Annotated in this window: 19 protein-coding genes; 14 read left to right on the top strand and 5 right to left on the bottom strand. The window is 41.9% G+C overall.

Features of this window, described 5'->3' with window-relative positions:
- Window positions 1–11 precede the first annotated feature (11 nt).
- Window positions 12–815: a cytochrome c oxidase assembly protein gene (locus ACZ5AE_RS14055; RefSeq protein ID WP_464573295.1), complete on the bottom strand. Its 804-nt coding sequence runs from the start codon at window positions 813–815 to the stop codon at window positions 12–14.
- Window positions 802–1305 (bottom strand): DUF2243 domain-containing protein, encoded by a 504-nt coding sequence (locus tag ACZ5AE_RS14050; RefSeq protein ID WP_464573293.1) that lies wholly within the window; start codon window positions 1303–1305, stop codon window positions 802–804. The genes ACZ5AE_RS14055 and ACZ5AE_RS14050 overlap by 14 nt, the downstream gene beginning before the upstream one ends.
- 166 nt (window positions 1306–1471) lie before the next feature.
- Between ACZ5AE_RS14050 and ACZ5AE_RS14045 the strand changes: the two genes are divergently transcribed.
- From ACZ5AE_RS14045 to ACZ5AE_RS14035, 3 genes are all read left to right on the top strand, one after another.
- Window positions 1472–2479 carry a TAXI family TRAP transporter solute-binding subunit gene (locus ACZ5AE_RS14045; RefSeq protein ID WP_464573291.1) on the top strand — a complete coding sequence of 336 codons (1008 nt, stop codon included), beginning with the start codon at window positions 1472–1474 and terminating at the stop codon, window positions 2477–2479.
- A 79-nt stretch (window positions 2480–2558) separates the two neighbouring features.
- Window positions 2559–3092 carry a DUF1850 domain-containing protein gene (locus tag ACZ5AE_RS14040; protein ID WP_464573289.1) on the top strand — a complete coding sequence of 178 codons (534 nt, stop codon included), beginning with the start codon at window positions 2559–2561 and terminating at the stop codon, window positions 3090–3092.
- On the top strand, window positions 3079–5034 hold the full coding sequence (locus ACZ5AE_RS14035) for a TRAP transporter permease (RefSeq protein WP_464573287.1): 1956 nt from the start codon (window positions 3079–3081) through the stop codon (window positions 5032–5034). Before ACZ5AE_RS14040 ends, ACZ5AE_RS14035 begins: the two co-directional genes overlap by 14 nt.
- A 66-nt stretch (window positions 5035–5100) precedes the next feature.
- On the opposite strand, the gene ACZ5AE_RS14030 is transcribed toward ACZ5AE_RS14035, so the two are convergent.
- Complete coding sequence (locus ACZ5AE_RS14030; RefSeq protein ID WP_464573285.1) at window positions 5101–6681, bottom strand: acetolactate synthase large subunit; 1581 nt, start codon at window positions 6679–6681, stop codon at window positions 5101–5103.
- A gap of 151 nt (window positions 6682–6832) precedes the next feature.
- Between ACZ5AE_RS14030 and ACZ5AE_RS14025 the strand changes: the two genes are divergently transcribed.
- The 10 genes from ACZ5AE_RS14025 to ACZ5AE_RS13980 all read left to right on the top strand — a co-directional run bounded on the left by ACZ5AE_RS14025 (window position 6833) and on the right by ACZ5AE_RS13980 (window position 18213).
- On the top strand, window positions 6833–7489 hold the full coding sequence (locus ACZ5AE_RS14025; RefSeq protein WP_464573283.1) for a PIG-L deacetylase family protein: 657 nt from the start codon (window positions 6833–6835) through the stop codon (window positions 7487–7489).
- Window positions 7486–8781 carry a glycosyltransferase family 4 protein gene (locus ACZ5AE_RS14020; RefSeq protein ID WP_464573281.1) on the top strand — a complete coding sequence of 432 codons (1296 nt, stop codon included), beginning with the start codon at window positions 7486–7488 and terminating at the stop codon, window positions 8779–8781. Before ACZ5AE_RS14025 ends, ACZ5AE_RS14020 begins: the two co-directional genes overlap by 4 nt.
- Window positions 8782–8804: 23 nt before the next feature.
- Entirely contained in the window at window positions 8805–9983 is a 1179-nt protein-coding gene (locus ACZ5AE_RS14015; protein WP_464573627.1) for a carboxylate--amine ligase, read from the top strand.
- Between the two features lie 29 nt (window positions 9984–10012).
- On the top strand, window positions 10013–11080 hold the full coding sequence (locus ACZ5AE_RS14010; RefSeq protein ID WP_464573279.1) for a phosphotransferase: 1068 nt from the start codon (window positions 10013–10015) through the stop codon (window positions 11078–11080).
- An 82-nt stretch (window positions 11081–11162) separates the two neighbouring features.
- Window positions 11163–12101: an NAD-dependent epimerase/dehydratase family protein gene (locus ACZ5AE_RS14005; protein ID WP_464573277.1), complete on the top strand. Its 939-nt coding sequence runs from the start codon at window positions 11163–11165 to the stop codon at window positions 12099–12101.
- A 104-nt stretch (window positions 12102–12205) separates the two neighbouring features.
- Window positions 12206–12655: a hypothetical protein gene (locus tag ACZ5AE_RS14000; protein WP_464573275.1), complete on the top strand. Its 450-nt coding sequence runs from the start codon at window positions 12206–12208 to the stop codon at window positions 12653–12655.
- A gap of 97 nt (window positions 12656–12752) precedes the next feature.
- Complete coding sequence (locus ACZ5AE_RS13995) at window positions 12753–13739, top strand: proline dehydrogenase family protein (protein WP_464573273.1); 987 nt, start codon at window positions 12753–12755, stop codon at window positions 13737–13739.
- A gap of 385 nt (window positions 13740–14124) precedes the next feature.
- Window positions 14125–15054, top strand: a complete 930-nt coding sequence (locus ACZ5AE_RS13990) for a thermonuclease family protein (RefSeq protein WP_464573271.1) — start codon at window positions 14125–14127, stop codon at window positions 15052–15054.
- A gap of 265 nt (window positions 15055–15319) precedes the next feature.
- Window positions 15320–16315, top strand: a complete 996-nt coding sequence (locus ACZ5AE_RS13985) for a VanW family protein (RefSeq protein WP_464573269.1) — start codon at window positions 15320–15322, stop codon at window positions 16313–16315.
- 146 nt (window positions 16316–16461) lie between these two features.
- On the top strand, window positions 16462–18213 hold the full coding sequence (locus tag ACZ5AE_RS13980) for a bifunctional metallophosphatase/5'-nucleotidase (RefSeq protein ID WP_464573267.1): 1752 nt from the start codon (window positions 16462–16464) through the stop codon (window positions 18211–18213).
- A gap of 83 nt (window positions 18214–18296) precedes the next feature.
- Here the strand turns inward: ACZ5AE_RS13980 and ACZ5AE_RS13975 are convergent, their stop codons facing one another.
- Window positions 18297–19439, bottom strand: a complete 1143-nt coding sequence (locus tag ACZ5AE_RS13975; RefSeq protein ID WP_464573265.1) for an acyl-CoA dehydrogenase family protein — start codon at window positions 19437–19439, stop codon at window positions 18297–18299.
- Between the two features lie 150 nt (window positions 19440–19589).
- Between ACZ5AE_RS13975 and ACZ5AE_RS13970 the strand changes: the two genes are divergently transcribed.
- Window positions 19590–20654, top strand: coding sequence for a tellurite resistance/C4-dicarboxylate transporter family protein (locus ACZ5AE_RS13970; RefSeq protein ID WP_464573263.1), 1065 nt, complete (start codon window positions 19590–19592; stop codon window positions 20652–20654).
- 876 nt (window positions 20655–21530) lie between these two features.
- Here ACZ5AE_RS13970 and pepF read toward each other — a convergent pair.
- Window positions 21531–23348, bottom strand: a complete 1818-nt coding sequence (gene pepF / locus ACZ5AE_RS13965) for an oligoendopeptidase F (RefSeq protein WP_464573261.1) — start codon at window positions 23346–23348, stop codon at window positions 21531–21533.
- Between the last annotated feature and the right edge of the window lie 82 nt (window positions 23349–23430).

The following is a 23430-nucleotide window of genomic DNA, read 5'->3' as shown; positions in this document are numbered from 1 at the left end:
CATAAGTGCAGCTACGCCTCTGTCTTCGCCCTTAAGGGCTCGCCAATCGGCGAGTTTTCCTTATACCACTTATAGCAAAAAATAACAACAATAATTAGGTCAATTGCATCGCCTCCATAGTACATTAACATGCCCCCTAACTCAGCCTGCTCAGCAGGAACTCCTGCAGGCGGATGGGCATAAATGTACTTGGATAGGATTCCGTGCCCGGCAAACGCCGCTGCCATTACAATTCCACGGTATATAAAGGTTCTTCGACGAGGTACCGGATCAATATAAACAAGCGCGGAGGTAAATAGATATCCTCCAAGAAAGACGTGCAAATGTACTGCCGCGTAAAGAAGAGTATGTTTATGCATAGCCATATAAAGGTCACTTGTATAAAGAACCCAAAGTCCTCCGACGTTTATTAGGGAAGCAACAACCGGATCACCAAGAAACAGAAAATACCTCTTTTTTAAAAAGGAAACTAGCCTCCGCGCTGTGATCACGTTTAATGTTCGCAAGATTAGTTTCATGGGAGCTGCCAATACCATTAACAAAGGAGCCAGCATGCCCAAAAGCAGGTGGCCGAGCATATGTGCGGTAAAATCTTGATGGGCCCTCGAAGCTACAGGGCCTATAACTGCAACAGCAGTACAACATATGGCTAAAACAAAGAAACATGTCCGGTTCAGCGGCCATGACTTTTTTCGGAATTTTAAAAGATAAACTGCTAATAGATACAAAAACAATATCAGAACGGTCGGCAATATAAGGACAAGCTGTAAAAATGTTTCATCCATATAATGAGTACCATGATCATTGGAGTGCATTTTCTGGCAGCTCTCCTGAAGGCAAAGATTTTCTCCGTGCCCGGAGAAGAAGAATGAGGCCTGCGATTATAATCATCATAGCCAGAACGTTCCACACGATGTCATAGGGCATGATTTCAACGTTATAGCGAATCTGGTGAAGCTTCATCAGTTTGTGCTGTACGATGCCATCATATAGATTAAATAAACCTGCACCGAGGCACATGCCTGCTAACCATCTCGTCGTCTCCCATGCGTTCCGGCGCCGCAAATCTGCCGCCATAAACAACGCCCCTACAGTCGCAATCCAACTAAACGCATGGAAAAGTCCGTCAGAAATCAGACCAATACCATTAGTGGATTTGTCATAGAAGTGATGCCAGTGGAGAAGCTGGTGAAAAACAGTCTCATCAATAAATGCCACTAATCCAAGACCAAACAGGAAGCCCGACCAAACATTTCGGTTAGAATAAACTACTTTCTTATTTTTTTGATTAATCGTTCCAGCCATATTACCATCCTCGTTTTTTTCCTATTATTAATTTATCCGAAATCGAATAGCTATAATCCGAATTTAGGACTAAAGAACTAATTTAGCCATAAATGACAAGTTTCCTCGCTCTACTTAATAAGAATAGTTACGACAGACAGAAAATTTTTAAAGGGGGCTCTTACAATTGAAAAAGAAAAAGTTTCTTCTCTCTATTATTTTTGTTATGGTCATGTCTATGATTCTGGCAGCATGCGGTTCCAGCACGAAGGAGGAGGAAGAAACCACTAGCGGGACAAGCGGCGGTAAAAAAACAGAAGAAAGGCCAAAATTCATCAGTATTTTGACTGGTGGAACAGGCGGGACCTATTATCCTCTAGGTGGTTCATTTGCCAAGATTATTAAGGATGCCACAGGAATCGAAGCAAACGCTGAGACTTCAGGAGCTTCCGCAGAAAATATGAACACATTAAAAAATGGTGACGGAGAAATTGCTTTCACCCAGACCGATATTGCGGCTTATGCTGTTGATGGTAAGTTGATGTTTAAAGAAAAGGTCGGAAATATAAAGGCCATTGCCACCCTCTATCCGGAAACTATTCAAATTGTCACCACAAAGAAATCAGGCATCAAAACCATCGCAGATTTGAAGGGGAAAAAGGTTTCTGTGGGGGCACCAGGTTCCGGAACAGCAGCAAATGCTGAGCAAATTCTCGAAGTGCATGGCCTTTCCTTCAATGATATTCAAAAGCAAGACCTTTCCTTTGATGAATCTACCCAAGGAATTCAGGACGGGACGATTGATGCAGCATTTGTAACAGCAGGTACGCCAACAGGAGCGGTAGAAAGTCTATCTGCGACAGAAGACGTGGTGATTGTTCCGATTGCCCAGGATAAAATTGACGCGCTGATTAAAAAGTATCCATACTATATCAAAGATGAAGTTCCATCCGGAACATATGGGCTCAGAACTACGGTTACTACTGTAGCTGTTCAGGCTATGCTTGTAGCAAGAAGTGATTTGTCAGAACAAGTTGTATACGATATTACGAAAGCCATTTTTGAAAATCTCGATAAAGTGACCCATGCCAAAGGGAAACTGATAAAAGTGGAGAATGCCTTAAATGGGGTAGGGATCGATGTCCATCCGGGAGCAAAAAAATACTTTGATGAGAAAGGCGTCAAAGCCCAATAAAAACTATCTAGTTCACATATAATGACCGGCTCTGGCAAACGCCAGCCGGTCTCGTTTTCTTCATCAGTAAGGAGGAAAAATGAAAATCCCTAAAATAGCACAAACAATCATTGTGCTAGCAATCTGCTTGTCAATCGCTTCACTTGTAATAGCATCCATTCCGCTCCGGCAAGCACTCGTATTCACACCAGTTCATTCAACTTCTAAAACCGCTTTTATTCTATTAAATAAGGAATCTACTTTTCAAATTAAGTACACCCATTCGATCCACCTGTCTGACGTAGTGGAAAGCTACAAAATCACCGCTAAGCAGCTAATCCTGCAATATGAGTTGGAATATGAGGATACATCAATCGGGATGCCGGCCAATGCCGAAAAGGGAGAACGATTTGAACAACTTAACGGAAAGTATTACATCAAGAACATGAAACGAATTTTCCCATCCTTTTATTTGCGAATCGGACAGGTTCGGGCTAATCACCGCGTCATTTTTAATCATAAGGAATATCCTTTAGCGCATACCATTAAACCGGGAACAGTCGTTAAAGTAGAAATACGGAAACTGAATATATTTCAAATTTGGAAAGGAGTGAACATCCTTGAGTATTCATGAGGAAGCACTGTCTGAAGAAAAACAGCAGGAGCTTTTAGAAAAATACGACCCGGAAGCAGGAGCAAGAAAGCTGAAGGGCAAGATTGGCTGGATTGTGTTTGCCATTTTGTTGGCCTTTTCTATATTTCATCTCTATACGGGAATTTTCGGAGTGTTAACTGCCCAACTGCAGAGGTCCATTCATTTAGGTTTTGCATTAGCGCTTATTTTTTTACTTTTTCCAGCCAGCAAGAAAAATCGCGGGAAGGAGCATAGGGTTGCCTGGCACGATTATATTTTAGCTGCCATTTCAGTGGTAGTTGGCGCCTATTGGCCGGTCATGATCGATGACTTAGTGTTACGGGCAGGTATGCTTACCGATCTTGACTTTTATGTAGGTTTGGCAGCTATTTTATTGGTGTTGGAAGCGACCCGCAGAGCGGTTGGTTTGCCTATCGCGATTATTGCAATCGTTTTTATGTTGTACGCACTTTTCGGCCCCTACATGCCTGGCTTTTTAGCACACCGCGGTCTGGAAATGGACCGTCTTGTGCAAACGATGTTTTTTACGACGGAAGGCATTTTAGGAACACCGATTGCGGTGTCTGCCACCTACATCTTTTTGTTCTTATTATTTGGTTCTTTTTTAATTAAAACAGGAGTTGGGGAATACTTTAACGATTTGTCGATTGCAATTGCCGGCCGAAGTGTCGGCGGGCCGGCCAAGGTGGCTGTTTTCTCAAGCGCCCTGCAAGGAACAATCAGCGGCAGTTCTGTCGCCAATGTTGTTACCTCTGGGGCATTTACAATCCCGATGATGAAAAATCTGGGTTATAAAAAGGAATTTGCAGGGGCAGTTGAGGCATCATCATCAACTGGGGGGCAATTGATGCCGCCAGTGATGGGGGCAGCGGCCTTCCTCATGGTCGAGTTTATCGGTAACGGGATTTCTTACTGGGACATTGCTAAAGCTGCGGCGATACCCGCTGTCCTATATTTTGCCGGAATTTGGATTATGACTCATTTCGAAGCAAAGCGAATTGGTCTCCGAGGGTTAACAAAGGAAGAGATGCCAAGCAGAAAAGAAGTGTTCAGCAAGCTTTATTTATTGCTTCCTATTGTTGCCATCGTTCTGCTGTTGATGTCCGGGATGAGTGTAATCCGTGCCGCTCTATGGTCAATCGTCATCACTGTGGTGGTAAGTGCAATTAAAAAAGAAACCAGAATTGGTTTTAAAGGGATCATCGACGCGTTGGCAGATGGCGCTAGGTCAGCCCTCGGAGTGGCCGCTGCTACGGCAGCAGCTGGTATCATTGTTGGGGTGGTGACGAAGACGGGACTTGGCCTGAAAATGGCGAATGGCTTGCTCGATTTATCCGGCGGATATTTGCTGCCGACTTTATTCTTGACAATGATCGCTTCTCTGATATTGGGCATGGGATCTCCGACGACCGCCAACTATGTCATTACCTCCACGATCGCCGCACCGGCCATCATTTTATTAGGGGTTCCAGATTTATCAGCTCATTTGTTCGTGTTTTATTTCGGGATTGTCGCCGATATTACACCGCCAGTAGCATTAGCAGCGATGTCAGCAGCGGCTATATCGGGAGGTGAACCGTTCCGAACAGGGGTGGAGTCAACCAAACTGGCAATCAGTGCATTTATCATCCCGTATATGTTTGTGCTTTCTCCTGAATTGCTGATGATTAACACAACCTGGACGTATTTGATTTGGGTGGTCTTAACTGCGTTTATCGGGATGATTGTGATCAGTGCAGGGGTAATTGGTTTTTGGGTGAGAAAAATGCACTGGATAGAACGGATTGTCGCCTTAATTTCCGGTTTATGCTTGATTTATCCAGAAAAAATAAGTGATATTATCGGGCTCGTGGGGTTCGCACTTTTATTCGCCTTACAGATCATGAACAAACGAGGAAATGCTGCGAAAACAGGTACCTAAACAAGGCGGTTCCACCAGTAAGTTCTAAGGTGGATCCGCCTTTTTATATCCCGTCACGGGTTTCTTTCAGATTGAAACGTCAATTAACACGATTTCCTCAGAGACAAGCGCCTCTTTAAAAACTTTTTCAAAATACGACAACGTTTCGATCCGGAAACCTTTGATTCCGAAGCTATCGGCCAATTGAACAAAATCAGGATTCCCGAAGGTAAGGCCGTAGTTTTCTCCAAACATTTTGTTCATAGTTTGGACTTCAAGTTTGAGCATTGAGTCGTTTAAAACAATGATTATAAAAGAAAGGCCTAAACGCTTGGCAGTTTCGATTTCGGAAATATTCATTAAAGCTCCGCCGTCTCCGGCAATGCAAATAACCTGGTCGGAAGGACAGGCAAGCTTCGCGCCAATGGATCCCGGGATGGCAATCCCCATTGAAGCCAGCCCGTTTGAGATAATCGTTCGATTCGGCTTTTTAGGCTGATAGGTTCTGGCGATTGCAACTTTATGTGCACCTACATCGGAAATCACAATTGCGTTTTCGTTGGTGCATTTTTCAACTATATGAAGAATGTTTTCGATTGTTAAATTTGAATCGGTTTGTTCTATTTTATAAGCTTTTTTTATTTTTTCCTGAAGGCCGCCTGACGGAGACCATTTTTTGGCTCCAAGATTTTGCTGATCTAGCAATTTAAGTGTTTTCTTGATATTTCCGACCAATTCAGCTTGTACAGGGTAATACTCATTTATTTCGGCCGGAACTGTATCAATATGGATAACCGGCAGTTTTTTCGGATTCCAGTCCTTTGGCAATTTTTCAACAAAATCAAACCCTATAACAATAAGGAGGTCAGCTTCTTCTAGTCCAACTAAAACTTCGTCCTGCTCATTAAAGCCAAATGTAAAATATTGCTGCGGGTGATCTTTTGGCAGCACCCCTTTGGCCATAAAACTATGTGTGACAGGGACATCGAGGGCTTCGATAAAGGTGAGCAGTTCGTCTCCTGCATCCTGACGGATGACCCCGTTTCCGACAATAACAAACGGTTTTAGGTGGTTTTCAATAATCTGGACTGCATAATTTATGGAATCCATATCAGGAATAATTTCTGGAATCGGTGCCAGAGACAGAGGCATGTTTGGAATCATTTGGGCAGCCAGATTTTCCGGCAAGGTGACCACTGCTGAACCGGGTTTTTCTAATTTTGCCATTCTGAAAGCTTTTCGGATGGCAGTAGGAAGGGATTGAGACTCCAGTATTTGCGTACTCGATTTTGTGACCGGTTCAAATAGTTTGATGATGTCGACAAATTGATGTGATTCTGGATGCTGTCTGTTCAATCCGGCCTGACCGATAATTGCCACGACCGGTGAATGGTCGAGCAGGGCACTGGCGATGCCGGTTATTAGATTGGCGGAACCTGGTCCAAGAGTGGACGTACAAACACCGGGTTTATTAGCTAACCTCCCATAAACATCTGCCATAAAAGCGGCCCCTTGTTCATGCCTCACATTCACAAACTGGATTCGCTCCGATTTTGACAGGGATTCGGCAAAATCAAGTGTTTCCTTACCGACAATTCCAAAAATATATTCCACACCTTCATTCTCCAAACAATGCACGAGTACATCAGTTACTTTCAATTCATTCATCTCCCAAGAGTTTTTTCATAGTCTAGTTTTTACCAAATAGCATCCAAAAAATATGCCCGTTTTCTTTGTTCCTGAACGAGTATCCATTTCCCTGTAATATTTTTTACATATAATTATAAGAAAGTATTTTTTTATAAGGTGAGGTGGAATAGTGAATCAGACAATTCTCGTGGTTGCTGCACACCCGGATGACGAAATCCTCGGAATCGGCGGAACGATAAAAAAATTAATTAATCACGGCTTTAAGGTTGTAACCGTTGTTGCTGCCAAAGGGCGGAAGGAGGAGGAGCATCATATCAAGCCCTATTTGCAAAAAGCAAACGAACAACTGGGAGTGGAGGAAACCATTTTTTTAGAAATGCCGAACCTGTTATTAGAAATGATACCCTTGCACGAACTTAATAAGGAAGTTGAAAAATTAATCGCCCGTTATGAGCCATGCATGATTTTTACTCATCATTATGGCGATTTAAACCGAGATCATCAGGTACTGTTTCAAGCGGTCCTAACGGCAGCCCGGCCGCTGCCAGACAAGCGGCCGATAGAAATTCTCTGCTTTGAAACAGTCTCATCAAGCGAATGGAGTCAGCACACAAATGACAAGCAATTTAAACCTAATTATTTTGTCAATATATCCGAAACCATTAATGATAAACTCAATGCCCTAAAGCATTATGATGTTGAAATGCGACCATATCCACATCCTCGTTCTTATGAGGGAGTCACCTATTTGGCTAGAGTGCGCGGGATGACGGTGGGTGTCGAATACGCCGAAGCATTTGAAATCATCAGGAGGGTTTGGAAGTGACTGAAGAACAAAAAAACGAACACCCCTTCACACAAATCTTATTCCCGCAACTCATCACCCAAATAGACAATTATTATGGATTAACGGAACAATTAGAGGATAACGGAAAAAGGTGTCAAGCACCTTCTTCCATAAGTTCTCAAAAGGATAAATTGCGTATTTTAATTACAACTTTTTGGGATTATCCGTTTGTGGGGGGGTTGCAGAATTATATTACTGCCTTAAAGAGCGGGCTGGAGGATTTGGGGCACCAGGTCGATGTTCTGAGCCCGAATCAATTCCCAAAGGATGAAGTGAAAAAGCTTCGTTTGGAGATTACCAAAAATGCAAAACAATTTTTTACCAATCGTTATGGGAGTTATAATAAAAGAATTTTAAGAAATTATTGTAATTTATCTATTTATGAAGCTTTGGCAAAAAGTGTGGATTTAGGAGAATACGATATTATTCATTCGCAAGACAGGTTTACTGCATTTGTGATGGCAAAATTAAATCAGAAATATAACAAACCACTATTATTTACTCCGCATGGCTTTATGACCCAGCGCCGCTTAAAGTTCAATCTAATTGATAAAGGATCGTTAGAGGAATTCTACTTTTCTGAAATTGATAGACAAGCCGTAATAAACGCCAGCCATATCGTCATCTTGTGCGAAATTTTCAAGCCTCTTTTGCAAAATCTGGGAGCAGAAGATAAAAAGATGACGACTGTTTATACGGGTATCCAATTTGAAAGAGTAAAAGCTCAGAAGCCGCAGGACATCATCGTGATAACCTGTGTTTCCCGCCTTCGTCCCCGTAAAGGCCATAAATATTTATTCGAGGCACTTGCCCTCCTTAAAAAAAGACTTAGTAATGTTGAAGTCCGAATTGTTGGTGATGGGGATATGCGGGAAGAACTTGAGAAGCAGGTTCAGGACCTTCAACTGCTGAATGTTAAATTTTTGGGGAAGAGGACCGATATTCCAAACCTTTTAAGCGAATCAGATATCTTTGTCCTGCCAACGACGAGTGATACATTACCGATTTCAGTCATTGAGGCGATGTTCGCTGAACAGGCCATAATAACAACTGATTGCGGCGGCATACCGGAGATTATCAGGGATAAATACACCGGATTGATTGTGGAACCCGCTAATTCCAAACTGCTGGCGATAAAGCTTCTCAGTCTGGTTAAGAAAAAAGCTTTAAGGGAGAAATTAGCCAAGCAGGCATGCAACTATGCAAATAAACATTTAACAGTGAATTGTATGGCTCAAAAAATAGCCGAAATTTATCAATCTTTATTATGAAAGGAGGGAAGCATGTGAAGCATATGAATCATGATATCCCTGCTGTTGTCCTTGATATGAGTGCCACTGGAATCGGTATTGTTAGGAGCTTGGCCCAAAAAGGGATTGCGGTTTATTCATTTGATACTATAGGAAAATACAAAATTGGCAAAACGCGGCATGCCATTTGCGGCGCCTGTCCAAACCCGGTGACGGAGGAAGAGGAGCTGCTTTATTTCCTCTGCCAGGTTGGGCAAAATTTCCCGCAGAAAGCGGTCATGTTAGCTGGGTCGGATGATTATGTCCGGTTTATTTCAAGAAATAGGTACGTTTTATCGCAATACTACCGTTTTTTATTGCCAGATCATTCTCTTATCGAAGCAGTCCTCGATAAACGACTCACCTATGAATTAGCCGTTAAAGCGGGGGTCCTCTGTCCGAAGACCCTTTTCGTAAATGATGAACAGCAGATTGAACAAATTATTGAGCAGATAATCTTCCCCTGCATTTTAAAGCCTGTCCACTCCTCTCATTTTCGCTCCAATATTGACCACAAGCTCTATAAAAAAGCCATCTTGATTGAAGATGCTGCTCAGCTTCAAAAGGAATTTCTTTTTTATCGCCAATATGGAGAGCTAATGATTCAGGAAGTTATACCTGGTGAAGAAAATGCCATTTTCTCCGTAAAAACCTTTTTTGATAAGAAAATGGATTTGAAAGGTCTGTGGATGAATCAAAAGCTTCATCAATTTCCACCCAACTTTGGCTCTTCAGCACTTGCCGTCAGCAAAAGGGAGGAAGAAGTTATCGATCTGGCAATACCCTTTCTAAGGTCTATCGAAATGAAAGGATTGGCTATTGCTGAGTTTAAGAAGGATCCTAGTGACGGAAAGTTTAAATTTATCGAAATTAACCCAAGAATCGGCTTGACTCAAGGCTTATCGATTGCTTGTGGCGTTGATTTAGCATATTTATATTATTTATCACTTACAAATCAAAATCCAAAGCCGGTCGTAGTGCAGAAGGATGGAATCAAATGGGTCTACTTAGTTCGTGATTTCTTGTCTTACCGGCAAAAGAAAAGACTTGGCGAGATGACATTTTTTGAGTGGCTGAAGGGTCTTTCTGGGAAAAAGGTCGAAGCGCTGTTCAGGTGGGACGATCCTCTCCCATTTATTCGCAGCTTTGTATCACATCTTCGCAATTTATGGGGCAGGAACTAAAAAAATATATATAAGGGGGGATATTTCATTTGACCAGTAAGGAAGAAATTCTCAGCCAATGGCTGCACTATGCCTGGGAAGAAAAGTTTGCGGGTGTTCTTCAAAAACCCGTCACCTTAGTCGAAATAGAATGTTTGAAAAATTCACGGGTTAAAACCAGCGTTTGGAAACTAACCTTAAATTCTGAATCAGAAACCGTTCCAGTCATCCTGAAGATTTTTAAGCAACCGCTAAAAGAAAACCACCTGGTAGAAATGAATATGTATCGTAAGGCTTATCCTGTTTTTCAGGAAATGATGCCGAAAATGATTTGGCTGGAGTCTGATGTAAAAAATGGTGAATTCTGGCTGTTTACTGAATGCTTGAAGCCCGTTCGTGGTCAGATTAAGCTGAGACCTTATCATCTGGAACGGATAATACCAACGGTAGCTAAGTTTCATGCCCTTACTTTTAACAACCGTCTTTCGGATAAGCATGCGACGTTTTTTGATTCATGGCTTCCCCATTATGAGTCTAAGGAGTTGACTGCGGAGAGAATCAAGCATATTAAAAAAACAAAGGAATACCTGGATTTAGCCATGAAGGATCCAGATTTAAGGAAAGTGGTAGAACCAGCTTATGATATCATTAAAGTCATTTTGGGAAAGGGACCATTATTTTTTCCTGAAGTCATCGAAGCGGGTCAGTGCCTCATCCACGGTGATCTTCATATTCACAATATTTGCTGTCAAGATACGAGTGATGAACACAATTGGCCTGTTCAATTGATTGATTGGGAATCCGCTAAATACGCACCTTGCTGGTATGATCTTGTTGTACTTGTTGAACTGCTTATTGATTTCCGCGCTGATTGGCATAAGAACGATGAGGACATTCGCAGCCGCTGTGTAGACATTTACAACAAAGAAATGGAAAAGTATGGAATCTCCTTTCGAGAAGATCCCGTTAATCTTTTAAAAATGACTTATTTGCAAAGGGTTTTGGAAAAAAAACTGCTTAATCATTTACGAAGGGTGTTAAACGGAGAAAAGAGCCTCCTTTTAAAAAGATACCTTGAGAAAATCGTGGTTTGGGGGAAGGAGCTCGATTTATATTAGGTTTTTATGAAGGTAAGGGGGATTATTTTTTGATGAGAACGAAGCAGGGCAGTCTTGCTGATCTGGATGGCAGTGAGTATAGATGAAGGTGCTGGTAACAGGTGGAGCGGGGTTTATCGGTTCACATGTTGTGCAAGATTTAGTAAAGTCCGGCCATGATCCGGTTGTAGTCGATAATTTATGCACAGGAAGTCTTGAGTTTGTTGAAAAGGATGTTCCCTTTTATAAGGCAGATATAACCACGCCGCAGATCGAGACTGTTTTTGCAAAGGAACGTCCGGATGCGGTTATTCACCTAGCGGCACAGGTAGATGTAGCCTATTCAATTAAAGAACCGGCGGGGGATGCCAGACAAAATATTCTCGGAACAATTCAGCTTTTGGCCAATAGCCAGCGCTTTAATGTGAACAAATTTATCTTTTCCTCAAGCTGTGCTGTCTATGGGAATCAGGATGATGTAAGTATAGAGGAGACATTCCCTGTTCAGCCTTTATCCTATTATGGGATTTCCAAGTATTCCTCGGAAATGTATATCAAAGCCTTTAACAGTTTGCATCAACTTCCATATACGATATTGAGATATGCAAATGTATACGGACCCCGACAGAGCACAAAAGGTGAAGGCGGAGTCATTTCGATTTTTGTGCAAAAGGTTCTTCAAGGAAGTTCGCCTTTAATTTATGGCGACGGGGAGCAGACAAGAGATTTCGTCTTCGTGAAAGATGTTGCCGAGGCTAATGTGCTTTCGCTTAATAGCGGTACGAATGAAACCATTAATATTGGAAGCAATACAAAAACTAGCATCAATGAACTCTATCAATCTATCTTCAAACTTTCCTCTAAAAATATCAAGCCAATCTTCACGCAAGCCCGCAGTGGAGATATTCTTCACAGCCGCCTTAACAACTCCAAAGCTAAGTCACTTTTGGGCTGGGAGCCAAAATATGATCTTCATAGCGGTCTAACCAAAACACTAAATTATTACTTGAACATAAATGAAAATGGTTCATTTGGTGCCTGAACAACACCGCCTCCTGGCGATAAGAAGAAAGGGAAAATAAAATATAACTTAAGTGAAATACTATAGGCAGACGGGCTTAAGCTATTTCTAGGGCAGGGATGAAAATGACTTTTACGAGCATCATAATCATTATCTTATTAGTATATTTTTTGATTATTCGCCCATTAACCAATCGCAATCGTCCACAAATCATGGAACCGCCCCGCAGAAATTACTACGGCAGGCCAGATTATTACCCACCTGGCCACAATGGTTTTGGACGTTTTGGAACCTTTGCAGGGGGTATAGCAGCAGGGGCTTTATTGACCTATCTTTTTGAACAAGGCAGAATTAGTTTTGATCAGTTTCAAGCAATGCAGCATCTGCAGGACCATGAAATCATGCAGCAGCTGATGGACCAAAATATTATCCAAGAGGATGAAATCGAACAGCTCCAGGAAGAGATAGGTGATGAACCTAACCGGGATTATGATTATGACAATTCAGACAACAATGACCAGCAGGATATTTATGATCAAAGAGATTGGGACAGCGGTGACGATAATTGGATATAAACTAGATTCATTTTGAATTTTCTCAAAATAAGTTTTATTGGAAGCGTATGCTATAATATTTTTTGTAATTTGAATACATCAGTAAAAGGGAGCAGTCATGATGTTAAAAGATATTTTTATGAGTCTATCGCAAAATCAATTCCTTAATAGTACTGCCAAAAAGTACGGACTGAAGATGGGAGCACAAAGTGTTGTTGCGGGAACAAATATTGAGGAAGCAATAAAGAGTATTAAAGACCTCAACGCCAACGGAATCTCCTGTACTGTCGATAATTTGGGTGAGTTTGTATTTAAAGAAGAAGAGGCAGCAGCTGCTAGGGACCAGATTCTTAAAGTTATTGATGCAATACATAGTAATAATGCAGATGCGCATATCTCTTTAAAACCGACGCAGCTTGGGTTAGATATTGATTATAGTCTTTGCTTAAGCAATGTCAGGGAGATTGTTGACAAGGCAAATCAATATAACATGTTTGTCAATATCGACATGGAAGATTTCAAGCATCTTCAGCCAACTTTTGATCTATTGGATGATATTTCTTTAGAGTATGATAATGTCGGTACTGTTATCCAGGGTTATTTCCATCAGGCAATGGATTATCTTGAAAAATATAAAAACTATCGGATTCGCCTTGTAAAAGGTGCATATAAAGAGCCTGCAGAGATTGCCTATCAGGATAAAAAGGATATTGATGCCAATTACATCAAGCTGATTGAATGGCACCTATTAAACGGCAAATTTACATCGATTGCCACTCATGACCATCGAATCATTAATCATGTGAAGGAATTTGTTAAACGGAACGATATTCCTAACGATAAATTTGAGTTTCAAATGCTGTATGGTTTTAGAAAAGACCTGCAGTTAAAGCTCGCAAAAGAAGGCTATAATTTTTGTACGTATGTCCCATTTGGCAACGACTGGTACGGCTATTTCATGCGTCGTCTGGCCGAAAGACCGCAGAATTTAAATCTTGTGGCGAAGCAAGTATTCAATAAGAAAACAAACACAATTCTTGGTGTTGCAGCTGGAGCCTTCATTTTAGGACGTGTGACAAGAGGCAATAACAATAAACGAAAATAAGACTTCAAACTCCCATTTTTACGAATGGGAGTTTTTTAGATAGGCTCTTTTCTCAGAGATGTTGCTTTTAACTATATTGAAAACACCGAGTGGATTGGAGCGAAAGGCGCTTGACTCCTGCGGGAAATAGAGGAAAGGTCGAGACCCCGCAGACGGAACGTCGAGGAGGCTCGACTTCCTCCCCGCGGGTTTGCTGAGCGCCTGTAGCGGAAAGGAACGGACAGTGTTATTCCCAAAAACAACAAACTTTACGAAGAAAAGAGCCTTTAGATAATACACATATTTACATGGTAAATATAAGTAAATCCAAAGAAATTTATCACGAAAAATGCTATAGTAAACTAGTTGAATAGTTCGGTATATTTTTTTTAAGGAGAGAATAGCTTTGGATAGACTTAAATGGAACCATAGTTGGGTTATTGTCATTTCCCTCATTACTTCATTACTGTTGGGAGCATGTTCTAACGATTCTGCATCAAAAGAAACAAACAATACAAAAGTAGATACAGTTTCAAAGGAAACAACGAATAAAAAGATAGACGCTGAAGAAAAAGGATCGACGCAAACTGCAGAAGAGGGGAATACAAACGAGCCAGTTTCTGAGCCCAAGCAAAGTCAAGAGGAACTTGCCAAAAGTCTTGGTTTAGAGCTAGTCACAGTTGGCAGGGTAGTGGACGGAGATACGATTGTTACTTCAGACGGAAGAAAAATCCGCTTTGTTGGGGTTAACACGCCGGAATCGACGACTAGACATGAAGTTTACGGGAAGGAAGCCAGTGATTATACGAAATCAAAGCTAGCCGGAAAACAGGTTTGGCTGCAAAAGGATGTATCGTCAACCGATCGCTATGGGCGCTATTTACGGATTATCTGGATGGGTGTACCTACAAATGATATGGATGAAGCGGAAATTCGCAGCAAAATGTACAACGCAGATTTGGTCTTAAATGGCTATGCGGAACCTTCCACTTATCCACCGGATGTTAAATACAGCGAGTTTTTTGTGAAATTTGCCCGCGAAGCACGTGAAGTGAATAAAGGTCTTTGGTCATATGGTGCAGATGGAACGACGAAGGGTGATCTAGATGGAAGTTCTAATTCAAAAAGCAGCAATTCCTATTCAACAGGGAGCAGCACGTCTTCAGGTTCTTCTTCGAGCGGAACGGATGCAAGCACATCAGCGGGGAATAAATCGGAGTTTTTCAAGAATTGCACTGAATTAAGGAAGGTGTATCCTAACGGTGTTCCTGAGGGACATCCTGCCTATCAGGCGAAAATGGATCGTGACAAAGATAATTATGCATGTGAGCAGTAAGGGGATTCAGGTTTCTGAATCTCCTTTTTTTATTTAGTCAGACAAACAGACAAACTTCGACATTACCTTTGTTATATAATTTAAAAGGACTGGATAATAATCCCTGTTTTCTCATTACATATATTGTCGTTTATTATGGTCATTTGATGCAGACGGGAAAATACCTAGTCATATTGACATGTAATCCGGAATAGGATAGTTGAGTGGTCTCAAGTATAGTGTTGACTCGGACAACTAGATAAAGGATAAGAGGAGAAGTTGCGTAATGGGAAAGTGGAAGTGGGTCGTGCCAATTTGTTTAATTGGTAGTTTACTAGGATTGGCCGGCTGTGCTGAAAAAACGGTCAAAGAGACCACCGGGCCAAAAGTGGCAGAACCGGCCAAACAGCCTGCTAAAACAGCAGAAGAAAAACCTAAGAAGGAAGAACCAAAGCCTATAACAGTCAATGTTATTGATCCAAATACTAAGGCAATTATTAGAACGTTTTCACCGAAAGAAATGGGCTTTGAAACAAATAAAGAAGACTATCAAAAAGAACTTGAAAAATGGGCGAAGGAATTGGCGAGAGGAACTGAAGCAGCACCGGGATATGATCAAAAGATGGTTCTTGATAAAATCGATGCTAATGGCCAATTAATTAAAGGAAAACCGAGGATTATTCTTGAAGAATCGGAATTGGTGGAAAAAATAATGGCGGCATCCGTGACAGGCGGGGATGTGATGCTGCCGATTTATGTGACAGAAAGCGGCTATAAGCCTGAAGATATAGCTGGTTTGGGAGAAGTAGTATTGGCATCATACTCGACTTACTTTGACAGTAGAGTGGCTGGGCGCTCTAAGAATATCGAACTATCAGGCCAAGCAATTGATAATGTTATTGTTGGTACTGGAGACGTTTTTTCCTTTAATACAACTGTCGGGCCAAGTGATGCTGCTCATGGATATCAGCCCGCAAAAGAAATCGTCAATAAGAAGCTAGTAGATGGGATTGGCGGTGGTATCTGCCAAACGTCTTCAACATTGTTTAATGCAATTGACAAAGTTGGGGTGGAATATATTGAATGGAATCACCATTCACTTTCGGTTGGCTATGTCCCTTCTGGCCGTGATGCCACTGTCTCTTACGGCGGCAAAGACTTCCAATTCCAAAACACCACAGGAGTGCCGTTATTAATCAAAACCATTTACGGAAAAGGAAAATTAACCATTGAAATAAGAACATCCGCAGCTTATCAATCCCTTTATGCACAGGGTCATTAGATGTTTTAGTGGTGTCAGGCACAAGTATCCATATTGGATAAAGTGCCTGACACCACTTTTTTATTGGTTACTTTTTGAATACATATTCCTTCTTTACAAAGCGAAAAATAGCTTTGGTTTGTAATAAAATACAGGGAGGAAATGGCATGAAATGGATTAATAAGTTATTTGTTTTTGCGATTATTTTTTCCTTGATGGGCTGGGCGGGTGATTTGCAAGTCTCTGCGCAAGGGACAGATGGCCAACACCATCATGAAGTAATTTCAGAAACTCACAGTATTGAAACAGCCAGACAGAATCAAGGGGAAAATGGCGGCCAAGGGTTATCGGAAGAATACCACGGACATATTTCCAATCGGCCAGAAACAAAACAGAAAAAACAGAAGCCGCCAGGCCCGAGTCAGCGCTATATTCCGATTCAGCTTTTGGGAATAAATGATTTACACGGCCAGTTAAACGTAACCCGTAAGGTAAACGGGAAACCAGTTGGACGGGCTGACTTTTTAGCGGCTTATTTAAAGCAGCGTGCTGCCGAAAATAAAAACACGCTCCTTGTCCAGGCAGGTGATATGGCAGGCGCGAGCCCGCCCGTTTCGGCGCTTTTGCAGGATGAACCGACAATTGAGTTCTTAAACCGAATGGGGTTTGATATTGGTACCGTGGGAAATCATGAATTTGATGAAGGGGTAAATGAACTGCTTCGTCTGATCCATGGCGGATCACATCCGAAAACAGGCAATTTCGCAGGCTCCAAATTCCCTTGGGTGGCAGCCAATGTTATTAATAAAGAAACAGGCAAAACGATCTTGCCGCCTTACCAAGTCATGAAAATAAATGGAATGCCAATCGGCTTTATCGGTGTTGTCACGACGGAAACTCCCACTATAGTGGTACCAAGCAGTGTAGCAGGTTTGCAATTTACGGATGAGGTCGAAGCGATAAATAAAAACGTTGCCGAATTGAAAAAGCAAGGTGTCAAAGCGATTGTCGTTTTAGCCCATAATCCTGGTACTTCAGGTCCTAATGGGGAAAACCCAACTGGCCAGCTGGTGGATATTGCAAACCGTGTTGATGATGAAGTGGATGTAATTTTTGGCGGTCATAACCATGCCTATATGAATGCCACAATCGATAATAAGTTAATAGTTCAAGCCTACTCTTATGGAACGGCCTTTTCTGATGTCGATATCGAGATTGATCCAAAAACGAAGGATATTGTCACAAAAAGAGGTGAAATTGTGACAACCTTCCAGGAGGGTAAAGACCCAGACCCTGAAATAAAGCAAATGATTGAGAGTTATGAAAAGAGAATTGAACCTATTGTAAACCGTATTGTTGGTTCTACCACAGAACCATTAACAGCCAAGCAAAACGAAAATGGTGAATCGGTTCTAGGCGATTTCATTGCAGATGCACAAAGGCAGGCCCTAGGAACGCAATTGGCATTTATGAATCCAGGCGGGATCCGCGCAGATCTTGATCCGGGGGATATCACATGGGGCGAAGTGTATACGGTTCAGCCGTTTAATAATGATATGGTGAAAATGGCAATGACGGGGCAGCAAATTCGCAATTTGCTTAACCAGCAGTGGATAGACTCGAAAATGACCATGCTTCAGATTTCTGGGTTAACCTATACTTGGGATTCAACGAAACCTGCTGGCCAAAGAGTACAAAGTATCAAGCTTGCTGATGGAACGGAATTAGACCCGAATGCTTCCTATACAGTAGCGGCCAATATCTTCCTCTCTGGGGGAGGAGACGGTTTCACAGAATTTACTAAAGCCACAAATAAAGAGATTGGTCCGGTAGATTTAGATGTTTTGGTGAATTACATTCAGGCTCAGCCAAAAATGTTCACGTACAACATCCAAAATAGGATTCAGAAGATTAAATAATAGGAAAACCAAAAAGGGCAATGATTTTAAAAAATCAGAGCCCTTTTTCATTTTATTATAAACGTTTAGCCTTAAGCCGGTTCTTAAATTCCAAGAACCATTTTACTTATATTCGATCTCATCACGTCATTATTGCCAAAATGTATCGTCAAGGCACGGGCATCCCGATAATATTGTTCGAACGGATATTCTTTGGAATAACCATACATCCCGTGTAATTGAATAGCCGTATCAATGATTTGCAATGCCTTTTCCGTGGTATTGATTTTAGCCTGAAAGACGGTGGGAATCGGTCCGTGTTTACTTGTGTCCCTGTCATGGGCAGCTTGGTATAAAAGGCTTCGGGCAGCTTGAAGTTCAATCAGCATATCAGCAAATCGCATTTGAACAGCACCCATTTCTCCTAGTTTTTGCCCGAGGATTTGACGCTCCTTGAGATAGGTCTTTGTCTCATCAACGGCGGCCTGAGCTAATCCTAAAGCGATGGCACCCGCGCCTAAAGCGGCCAATCCGCCTGCCACACCCATTACTTGAAGACCGGATCCAATTGATCCGAGTAGTGCATCAACAGAGAGGCGGCAATCTTCAAAGAGTAATTCTCCTGTTGGGAGGGCAAGCATTCCAAGTTTATCCTCCAGTTTTCCAAAGGTAAATCCAGGTGTACCTTTTTCAACTAAAAACATACTTAATCCAGCTTTGCCTGATTCATTAATTGTTTTCGCCATCACCAAATAAACATCTGCAAAGCCTGCACCACTGATAAAGGTTTTTGTTCCATTTAAAATATAAGAATCCCCATTTTTAACTGCTGTTGTTTGGATGGTAAAAGGATTCGAACCTCCGCCTGATTCGGTCCCTGCAAGAGCGCAAATCCCTTCACCCCGTGCCAGAGGCTTTAGGTATTTTTCCTTTTGCGGGGCCGAACCAAATGCAAGAATGGCTAATGAGGCAGCCAGATGTGTGTTGAATAGGAAGGCTGTCGATGGGCAAGCCCTGCCGATGGATTCCATTGTAATGAGGAAACTGTATGTATCTGCACCAGCTCCTTCAAAAACCGGCGGGAGCATTAATCCCATCAATCCTTGTTTGGAAAGAAGGGAGAAAATTTCAGCTGGAAAAGCGCCATTTTGATAAATTTGTTTAGATATAGGTGATATTTTTTCAACGGCCAAATCCTTCACCATTTTTTGGAGTTGAGTCTGTTCATCAGAAAGCAATAAATTCATAACAATAAAAACCCCTTTCGATATTCCTGAATTTTCAATCTATTGACAGTATATAGAAGGGGGGGGCTATTGGTCTATGAACTGTATCACAGAGTCCGAAAAAATGTTATTGTTATAGTAGTGATATTTTGCATCCTAGGAGTGGGGAAGATGATAAATTTTATAAGGCAAACAGCGAAAACGCTTTTTCCAGGGTATTTCGCTGTGGTGATGGCAACCGGCGCATTATCGATTGCGGCCTTTTTGCTTGGAATGAAACTAATCTCGATAACTTTGTTATATGTTAATGTGGCGGCGTATGTTGTTCTATGGTTTTTAACATTGGTCCGGTTAATTAAATATTTTCCCAGTCTAAGAGCAGACATCTCAAGTCATACAAAAGGACCCGGTTTTTTCACCTTAGTCGCTGGTACAAGTGTGCTCGGAAGCCAGCTTATTATTGTTGAAAAGAATTATTCGATTGCGGTCTTTTTATGGTACCTTGCCATTTTTTTATGGATTTTGGTCATGTATACGTTTTTCGCAGCTGTAACCATTAGAAATGATAAACCTTCTTTGGCAGACGGGATTAACGGTGGATGGTTAATTGCGGTTGTGGCCACACAGGCTATTTCTATTCTCGGTACCTTGCTTTCCCCGCATCTATTGGCAGGGAAGGAAATGGTTTTATTTTTTACCTTGTGTATGTACTTTTTAGGATGCATGCTGTATATCAACATTATTACTCTTATATTTTATCGATTTACTTTTATAGAGTTGAAATTCTCTGCTATGACACCGCCTTATTGGATTAATATGGGCGCAGTTGCCATTACGACTTTAGCGGGTGCTACATTGATTCTAAATTCACAAAATTGGTCATTTCTTATTGAAATAACGCCATTTATTAAGGGATTTACGTTATTCTTTTGGATTACCGGTACGTGGTGGATACCGCTTTTATTCATTTTGATGGTATGGAAGCATTTATATCACCGTGAGCCGCTAAACTATGACCCGCAATTTTGGGGAATGGCCTTTCCGCTTGCTATGTACACGCTGAGTACATTTCAATTATCAAAAGCCCTGAGGGTGCCATTTTTAACCGTTATCCCGCACATTATGGTCTATATCGCCATGGGGGCATGGGTGACCGTATTTATCGGGCTCATTCATCATTTGTTTCACCACTTCAAAACAAAACATAACACCACTGGTATTGGGCATGGTGCCTGACACTCTATTGAACTCGTAACACCACATCGCACGAAGGAATCAGAGCCCCGGTCGTTATGAAGGGCTCATAACTCCCGAACACACGAAGGAATCAGAGCTCCGGTCGTTATGAAGGGCTCATAACTCCTAAGCGAACGAAGGAATCAAAGCTCCGGTCGTTATGGAGAGCTCCTAACTCCCAATCGACCGTAAAAATTAGAACTTCGGTCGTTATGAAGGACTCCATAACACCCGAATGCCCGAAAAAATTAGAACTCCGGTCGTTATGAAGGGCTCATAACTCCCGAATGCCAGAAGGAATCAGAGCCCCGGTCGTTATGAAGGGCTCATAACTCCCAAACGAACGAAGGAATCAGAGCCCCGGTCGTTATGAAGAGCTCATAACTCCCAAACGAACGAAGGAATCAGAGCCCCGGTCGTTATGAAGGGCTCATAACTCCCAATCGACCGTAAAAATTAGAAATTCGGTCGTTATGAAGGGCTCATAACTCCCAAACGAACGAAGGAATCAAAGCTCCGGTCGTTATGGAGAGCTCATAACTCCCAATCGACCGTAAGAATTAGAACTTCGGTCGTTATGAAGGACTCCATAACACCCGAATGCCCGAAAAAATTAGAACTCCGGTCGTTATGAAGGGCTCATAACTCCCGAATGCCAGAAGGAATCAGAGCCCCGGTCGTTATGAAGAGCTCATAACTCCCAATCGACCGTAAAAATTAGAACTTCGGTCGTTATAAAAGGTTCATAACACCCAAACTACTGAAGAAATGGGAGCTCCAGTGGTTATGAAATTCAATTATTTACAAAAAAGACAAAATGTCAGCCTGTGGACATTTTGTCTTTTTTGTCTTTATGCGGTGCCTGACACCAAACTTTTATTCGTAAGACTGCTCAAGTTCCTCGATTAGTGACCCAACATAAGCTACTGCTTTCTTGATAGGTTCCGGGCCAGACATGTCAATGCCAGCGTGTTTAATCAGCTCTAACGGTTTCATGGTTCCGCCAGCGCGAAGGACCTCGAGCCATCTATCAACAGCAGGCTGGCCTTCTTCCTGAATGATCTGGGCCATGGCAGTGGAAACTGTTAGACCAGCGGAGTAAGTATATGGATACAAGCCCATATAGTAGTGCGGCTGGCGCATCCAAGTAAGGCGCGCACCTTCATCAATGCTTACAGCATCACCCCAGAATTCAGAAAGCACGGAACCAGTAACTTCGGTTAATGTTTTGGCTGTCAGCGCTTTGCCTTCCTCTGCCATAGCATACACCCTGCGTTGATATTCAGCCTCCAAAAGATGGGTGACAAAGTTATGATAATAAGTTCCTAAAAGCTGAAGGATGACCCAGCGGCGCATTTGCTTATCTGCTTTATGTGTGTCCAATAAGTACTGTCCTAATAGCATTTCATTCATCGTTGAAGGCGCTTCTACGAAATACATCGAAGGACGGACATTCATGATTCTTTGATTTTTATTCGCCAAAAAGAAGTGTCCAGCATGGCCGAATTCATGGGCAAGGGTAAAACAACCGCGCATGTTATCCTGCCAAGTAATCAGGATATACGGATGTGCCCCGTAAGGACTTGAACAGAAGGCCCCGGTTGATTTGCCAATATTGTCGGCCCTGTCGACCCATCTTTCATTAAAACCTCTTTCAATCACTTCACAATATTCAGGTCCCATGACTTTCAAAGATTCCAATATTACTTGGCTGGCTTCTTCAAAGGTGGTACTTGGATTGAAATCCGGGTCAAGCGGTGCTTTTAAATCACAGAACAGCATCTCATCAAGGCCCAAAACCTTCTTCTTCAAAAGCGCAAATCGCCTCATATGCGGCGCCAATTCTTTATAAATAATATCTATTTGATTGTTATACATTTCAAGCGAAACCTGCTGCGGTTCCAACAGCATGTGGGTGACAGATTCATAATTGCGCAGTCGGGCAAGTGTAACTTGCTTTTTCACTTCTGTTGCATAAGTAGCAGCCATTGTATTCGTGTATTGTTTAAGCGTAGAAACAAAAGACTTATAGGCTTTTCGGCGGACATCAGTATCTTCCGAAAACTCAAATCGGCTTTCAAAAAGGGCAAAGGAAACCGGAAGCTCGTTTCCGTTTGAATCATGAATGGCCGCAAAGTCCATATCTGCCAATTTCGTCATTTGATAGATTTGATAAGGGGCACCGTGAACATCCCCAAGTGCGGCAAGCGCTTCTTCGGTTTCAGGGGAAAGCCGATGTTTTTTTGTATCAAAAAGCTCTTCTAAATTTTTTCGGAATGGTTCTAGCCTATGCTCTTCTTGAAAAAACTTTTCAAGGGTTCCTTCTTCAAAATCAAGGATTTCCGAATTGATAAACGATAGGGCAGCAATACTCTTTGTCCGTAATAAAGCAAATTTTGCGGAATTGGCTTGGTTTTCCGGATCTGACCCGTCAGCCGATTGCTTTAAGTTCACATATGTCCAAGCTTTGATAATCCGCATCGAATGCTGCTCCTGTGCCGACAGGCAATCAAGCAAAGCTTTAGAACTTGTATGTAAAGTACCTTTAAACTGATCGAAGAGGGTAATCTCTTTATCTATTATGTCTAACTCTGCTTCCCATGCCGCCAAAGATGGGAATAAATCACTGAGATTCCAAGTGAAATCTTCGGGAACTTCGGACCTGATTAGCCGTTTTTCGCTTGTTTTATCCATACATGCATTCCCCCTAAAATATTTAGCTTCCCTAAATTTTATCATATAATTTCCCTGAAAATTTAGTCAACTTTATTTTTTA

The organism is Neobacillus sp. S1227 (genome assembly GCF_055385255.1).
This window is presented reverse-complemented; position numbering and strand designations above follow the sequence as displayed.